The sequence below is a fragment of the Microcystis sp. M53602_WE12 genome (genome assembly GCF_030065455.1).
Lineage (GTDB): Bacteria > Cyanobacteriota > Cyanobacteriia > Cyanobacteriales > Microcystaceae > Microcystis > Microcystis aeruginosa.
Genome location: NZ_JASJFB010000170.1, coordinates 1 through 5,253, shown reverse-complemented (window position 1 = coordinate 5,253; position 5,253 = coordinate 1). Strand labels below are relative to the sequence as shown.

5 protein-coding genes and 1 pseudogene are annotated in these 5,253 nt (G+C 40.0%); 2 read left to right on the top strand and 4 right to left on the bottom strand.

What is annotated here, in order from left to right:
* The 4 genes and pseudogenes from PX482_RS06615 to psaM all read right to left on the bottom strand — a co-directional run.
* Positions 1-1,513 (bottom strand): annotated as a pseudogene (locus tag PX482_RS06615) (hypothetical protein); the annotation flags it as partial.
* A gap of 197 nt (positions 1,514-1,710) precedes the next feature.
* Positions 1,711-3,015 carry a glycoside hydrolase family 15 protein gene (locus PX482_RS06610; RefSeq protein WP_002758718.1) on the bottom strand — a complete coding sequence of 435 codons (1,305 nt, stop codon included), beginning with the start codon at positions 3,013-3,015 and terminating at the stop codon, positions 1,711-1,713.
* A gap of 51 nt (positions 3,016-3,066) precedes the next feature.
* Positions 3,067-3,417 carry a slr1601 family putative cell division protein gene (locus tag PX482_RS06605; protein WP_002758717.1) on the bottom strand — a complete coding sequence of 117 codons (351 nt, stop codon included), beginning with the start codon at positions 3,415-3,417 and terminating at the stop codon, positions 3,067-3,069.
* Positions 3,418-3,579: 162 nt separating this feature from the next.
* The gene (psaM, locus tag PX482_RS06600) at positions 3,580-3,672 is read right to left on the bottom strand and encodes a photosystem I reaction center subunit XII (RefSeq protein WP_012264462.1); all 93 of its coding nucleotides are present in this window, start codon (positions 3,670-3,672) and stop codon (positions 3,580-3,582) included.
* A gap of 189 nt (positions 3,673-3,861) precedes the next feature.
* Here psaM and PX482_RS06595 point away from each other — a divergent pair, with 189 nt between their 5' ends.
* Both PX482_RS06595 and PX482_RS06590 read left to right on the top strand, forming a co-directional pair.
* Positions 3,862-4,581 carry a TerC family protein gene (locus tag PX482_RS06595; RefSeq protein ID WP_002758716.1) on the top strand — a complete coding sequence of 240 codons (720 nt, stop codon included), beginning with the start codon at positions 3,862-3,864 and terminating at the stop codon, positions 4,579-4,581.
* A 222-nt stretch (positions 4,582-4,803) separates the two neighbouring features.
* A partial coding sequence (locus PX482_RS06590; protein WP_288122224.1) for a thiol-disulfide oxidoreductase DCC family protein occupies positions 4,804-5,253 on the top strand: 450 nt, incomplete at its 3' end.

The following is a 5,253-nucleotide window of genomic DNA, read 5'->3' as shown; positions in this document are numbered from 1 at the left end:
CTTGCATCAAAACTTTAGTATTCTGTACTTGATTAGCTAGGCGAAATTCATCTAAAGTTTGCAGTCTCGATTTTAACGAGCCATTTTCTATCTGAATAATAGCATTATCTCTATCATCAATCATTGATTCTACTATTTGATACATTCGTGTAGATTTCACTTCTTGATTTTGAATATGTTCAAATAAATTATTGATAAGTTCATTTAAAAGGTCTTGTTTATTTGCTCCTTGTGCTTGCATCAAAACTTTAGTATTCTGTACTTGATTAGCTAGGCGAAATTCATCTAAAGTTTGCAGTCTCGATTTTAACGAGCCATTTTCTATCTGAATAATAGCATTATCTCTATCATCATCATCAATCATTTCTCCTACTATCTGATACAGAGGAATAAAATATCTTATAGGTTTTATCCAAAATATTCGTGTACTTTTCACATCTTCATTTTGTTTGTCAATTCCTTTGTACCAGATTTTTTTTAAACTTCCTTCACCGTCTCTTAACTCGGCAATACTACCTTCTTCAGTAAGTATTGAGAAGTACATAGGTAAAATTATCTTTCTAATTATCTTTCTAATTATCTTTCTAATTGCTGGTATTAATAGTAACACCGATATTACAACAATTAAAATAATCACAGTGATAATATATGCACCAATTAAGTTTCCTACCATGGGACTAAGAATAGCACTTATCGATTCTAATGGGTAAAGAATTATTATGTCTGATACTGCAAAAACAGCACCCGCTAATCCCAAGAGTTGGATAGTACCAAAAACCCTTTTAATCCAAGTACCCTCTTCTGGTCCAAATCGTAAAGTTTGCATATAGGTTTCCCAAACAATTGGCTTCTGAGCAACGGGTAAATTATTAAAGTATAAATCATTAATTTTAGGCTCAATATTAGTGGCAATATATCTACCAATTCTAACGACCTGATGATTACTTGCATTGACAAGAAAGATGATCAATCCACAAGAGGCGGGAACCATTATTCCCAGAATAATTGCTGAAGGAATTCGCCGTTCAATTGGAATATCATATTTTTGTGGAGATATTGTTTCTGTTGCTGTTACTGTGTCTTTTTCTTTAATAACTGACGTCGAGGAAGTTGGCTTTGAATTTTTTGGTTTAATTTTGTGACTACTATCCCCTTTTGGAGTTGGCTTTGAATTTTTTTGTTTAATTTCGTGACTACTATCCCCTTTTGGATGAGATATTGTCGTTTGTGTTGTTTCTCCTTTTGTCGTTTTTTTTTCTCCTTTTGTCGTTTCTATTGTAGTTGTATCTGTGGGTTTTGTAGTAGTAATAGTTGTTGTCTCTTTCATGATGGGAAGATTAGCGATGGGACTGATCCCAATTCCCAGTAAAGTCAAAACTAGACCCCCCCCGAAGACAATAACATTAGTGCGATTTTGTATGGTTTGTAAAATTTCCGTTCTCAGGGTTTTATACTCCTCCATACACACATCGATCGCTTTATTGATATCGGGTTGATTGTTGTTCTTAGGCATTTTTTAACTCCTGGATTTATATATAGTTGTAATTTTATCTGGTCAAATAAGTAGGTAGGCGTTAAAAATTATCAGACACCCACCTTATCAAGGGTAGATCCCCCCGCCTATCGGCACCCCCCTTATCAAGGGGGGCAGGGGGGATCAAACCTAAAATCCATTTTTAATTGAATTATAACCAGCTATTTAGAATTACACTATTGGCTTAAACTTTTCTTAATTAGTTCCAAGGCGATTTGTAAATTAGCCTGTGTCCAAAGGAGAGGAGTGGCATCATTAGGAATATATTTTCCCTGTTCTAGATAGTATAATTCGGGACATTTAAACTCACCCAGGGGGGAATCTTTTCCCGTAATTTGTCCGAGAGAACGATTGAAGTAATGGGTTTGTAGGTTGAGGTATTTCTCCTGACCTGTACTCTGGAATTTAAGGGCAAAAATGGCAGAAATAATCGGATCAAAAATACACCATTGTGCTTCTTCGCCTAGGTTTAATCCTCTCCCTTGTTCCTGTAACCAATTTTCCCTTTCCGTCGATACCGTGGTGCGGATTTCTGGGGGAATTAAGCGATAGTCTCGACACCAAAAAGAATCACCTAAATAGCGACGAATACCGTAATCTCCCTGAAGGTGAACGATAACATTATTAAGAATTTGATCGGCGATATTTGTCTCCACCACTTGTAAGGGATAAATCAAAAAAAGTAGGGCTGCATCATAACTTCTCGCTTGCGGTACTGGTAGAAGACACTCGGCCGGTAAAATACGGTATAAAGCTTGTTCTCCTATCTCAATTAAGTCCGCTAAAAATGCCGGTGTAATCCTGCGATTTTCAGCCGTGAGATTTATCTCTGTCTCGATTAATAACCTTTTTAATTCCCGTAATCCCGCTACCACAACCCCGATGCTAGATGCTTCTATTTTACGGGTTTCTTCCCAGTGACCGCTATCCTCATCCTGCCAATAACTAATTGCTTGAAAATATAAGGGGAATAGGGCAATTGTTTCTAGACAATGGGGGGAAAGCTCAACATATTTTTCCCGTGCTAAACGACAATAAAACCAGAGAAAATAGCCAAGGGCATCATTTTGTGCGTGTTGCCAAACTTGGTCAATTTCCGTCAGTGTACGTCCCTCAAAACGAATATGAGGACGTTCCCTGATCTTTTCAGGATTAACTCGACCTTGGATAATATTAATAAAACGCCTTTGGAACTTTTGAAAATAGTTCATCAAAGTCTGAATATTCTTGACAGCGATCGCTGTCTGTCCGATAATATAGTGAGAATAGGCCAGATAAACGTTATCCCTCAGCCAAACATTGGCATATCCGGTGTATTCTGTCTCATTACTGACTAATGCTGCTGGAAATAAGCCATTTTCTAGCTGGGGAAATCTCAAGACATCATTTTCCGACAAAAACGCGGATAATCTCTGAAGATCCCCCAGAGAGTAGCGGTATTTAATGAAATCGAGAATTTTTTCGTTGTGAACAACCAGCATCGGCAAAATACCCCAATAATCTGCTCAAAAACGAATTTATCTCGCTCAATTCTACTGAGAAACCCAAAAAATGCGTCTTTGATTAGGATCCCGTCGGGGACTTTGTTCCCCCATCACTTGCCGCGCTTGACTAGGATCGAAGCTGCGAGTAAATTGACCGCGCAATTGATTGACGCGTTCCTCCTTTTCTTGGGCTGCCAAACGCACTTCTTCCAGTTTTGCCTGTTGGATCTGTTGGTAAGGTAGCAAACGAGCGATCGCAAAAACTGCCGTGACGGAAATGGCGCTATAGGCAATAATTCGGAGCCAGATCTCGATAACTTGCCAGTTTTGGGATTTATTGCCGCTTTTTGGCTTTTTTCGGTTTTTTTTGTCGGTTTGGTTTCGTGTTCCTGCGGTCATAGATTTATGAGTATAAGTAAAATCGGTGAGAAAAGTGGCTAATTACTTTCAAGTTACTCCCAATCACTGATAACTGGTAACTGATAACCGACAACCGAAAAAACCCCAATCGGTCTCCCCTATAGCTAGGTCAGACGGGATCAGGGTTTATTGAAAGCGATTTTACTTATAAAGTTCCGTCGCTAGACGAAAAGCCAAAATCCCGGGGATTAAAGCAATTACCAGAGCGACTAAAACTTGAGTATCAGAAAGCATTGCTGATTATCTCCTCATAAAGATATTCATCCAATACTTTCCGACATCATCGGGGTCCTCTGCATCATTTCGTTACAAGACTTCATATCTCCCCACCCCGATGACGGTTATCTCCCCTAGAAAAGAAAGTTGTAAAAGCGTTAAGCTGAAGTATTGCCATGATTACATTTATTTTTACCTGCGGCCTCAATGTTAGACTCGCTCCTTGATTCATCTCTAACCCTTAGTCTAAAAACCCCGTTAATTCTGTTGGTTCTCATTGCCCTAGAAGCGGTATTATCAGCAGATAACGCCATTGCTCTCGCTTCCATAGCACAGGGATTAGGAGATCATCAGCGTCAACGTCAGGCCTTGAATATTGGCTTAGTTTTCGCCTATATTCTCCGTATGGTCTTGATTCTTACCGCCACCTGGGTGGTTAAATACTGGCAGTTTGAACTTTTGGGAGCAGTATATTTGCTCTGGTTAGTCTTTAATTACTTTGCCTCCCCGGAAGACAAAGACCACACCCATCATAGTCTCAAGTTTCAATCTCTCTGGCAAGCTATCCCCCTAATTGCCGTTACCGATTTAGCTTTTTCCCTCGATAGTGTCACCACCTCCATCGCCGTGGCCGATGATACTTGGTTGATCCTGCTTGGTGGTACGATCGGAGTAGTTACCCTGCGCTTTATGGCGGGTTTATTTATTCGCTGGTTGGAAGAATACACCCACCTAGAAGATGCTGGTTTTGTCACCGTCGGTTTGGTGGGTTTAAGATTGCTGTTGCGGGTGATTAGTCCCGATTTTGTGCCGCCGGAATGGATTATGATTAGTTTAATTGCTATCCTCTTTGCTTGGGGTTTCTCAAAACGCAACGATCGAGAACCAATAGAGAGTGATACCATCCAATCTGATGAATTGCCATAAAATAATCATCAGGACAGTATTCTCCGAGCCAGTATTCAGGAGATTGCTTTTATTTATTCTCCCCACACCCCAATTGGCTCTCTTATTTTTTGTGTGATAAGTTTAACTTAATGTAGGATCGATCTTTGTGTCCTTTGTGTCTCTGTGGTTCGTTCCACTCACTCGCCACTTCTCAACCCCTCACTAATTACCGACCACCGAAAAGAAAATCCCTAGAAGATCATGTCATCTTTACCGACTCCATCTGCTGATACCTTAGAAAATTCTACTCGATCGCCCTCTTGGAAAATTAAACTTCTCTACGATGGAGAATGTCCCCTCTGCTTGCGCGAGGTCAATTTTCTGCAAAAACGGGATGCTGGGAGAGGATTAGTTGCTTTTGTCGATATTGCCGCCGAAAACTATAATCCAGAGGAAAATGGCGGTATTTCCTTCGCGGCAGCCATGGGGCGAATCCACGCCGTACTAGCTGATGGTACTATTCTCCAAAATGTGGAAGTGTTTCGCCAAGTCTATGACATTTTAGACATTGGTTGGATTTATGCCGCTACCAAATGGCCGGTTATTGGGTTTCTAGTGGATATTATCTATGAAATTTGGGCTTCTTGGCGATTAACCTTAACCGGAAGACCGAATTTACAGACAATTTTAGCAGAACGTCAAAAACGTCTG

Bases quoted from the DNA above. Each gene is read 5' to 3' on its own strand.
- PX482_RS06605 (WP_002758717.1), bottom strand. From the start codon at position 3,417: ATGACCGCAGGAACACGAAACCAAACCGACAAAAAAAACCGAAAAAAG.
- PX482_RS06595 (WP_002758716.1), top strand. From the start codon at position 3,862: ATGTTAGACTCGCTCCTTGATTCATCTCTAACCCTTAGTCTAAAAACC.
- PX482_RS06610 (WP_002758718.1), bottom strand. From the start codon at position 3,015: ATGCTGGTTGTTCACAACGAAAAAATTCTCGATTTCATTAAATACCGC.
- psaM (WP_012264462.1), bottom strand. From the start codon at position 3,672: ATGCTTTCTGATACTCAAGTTTTAGTCGCTCTGGTAATTGCTTTAATC.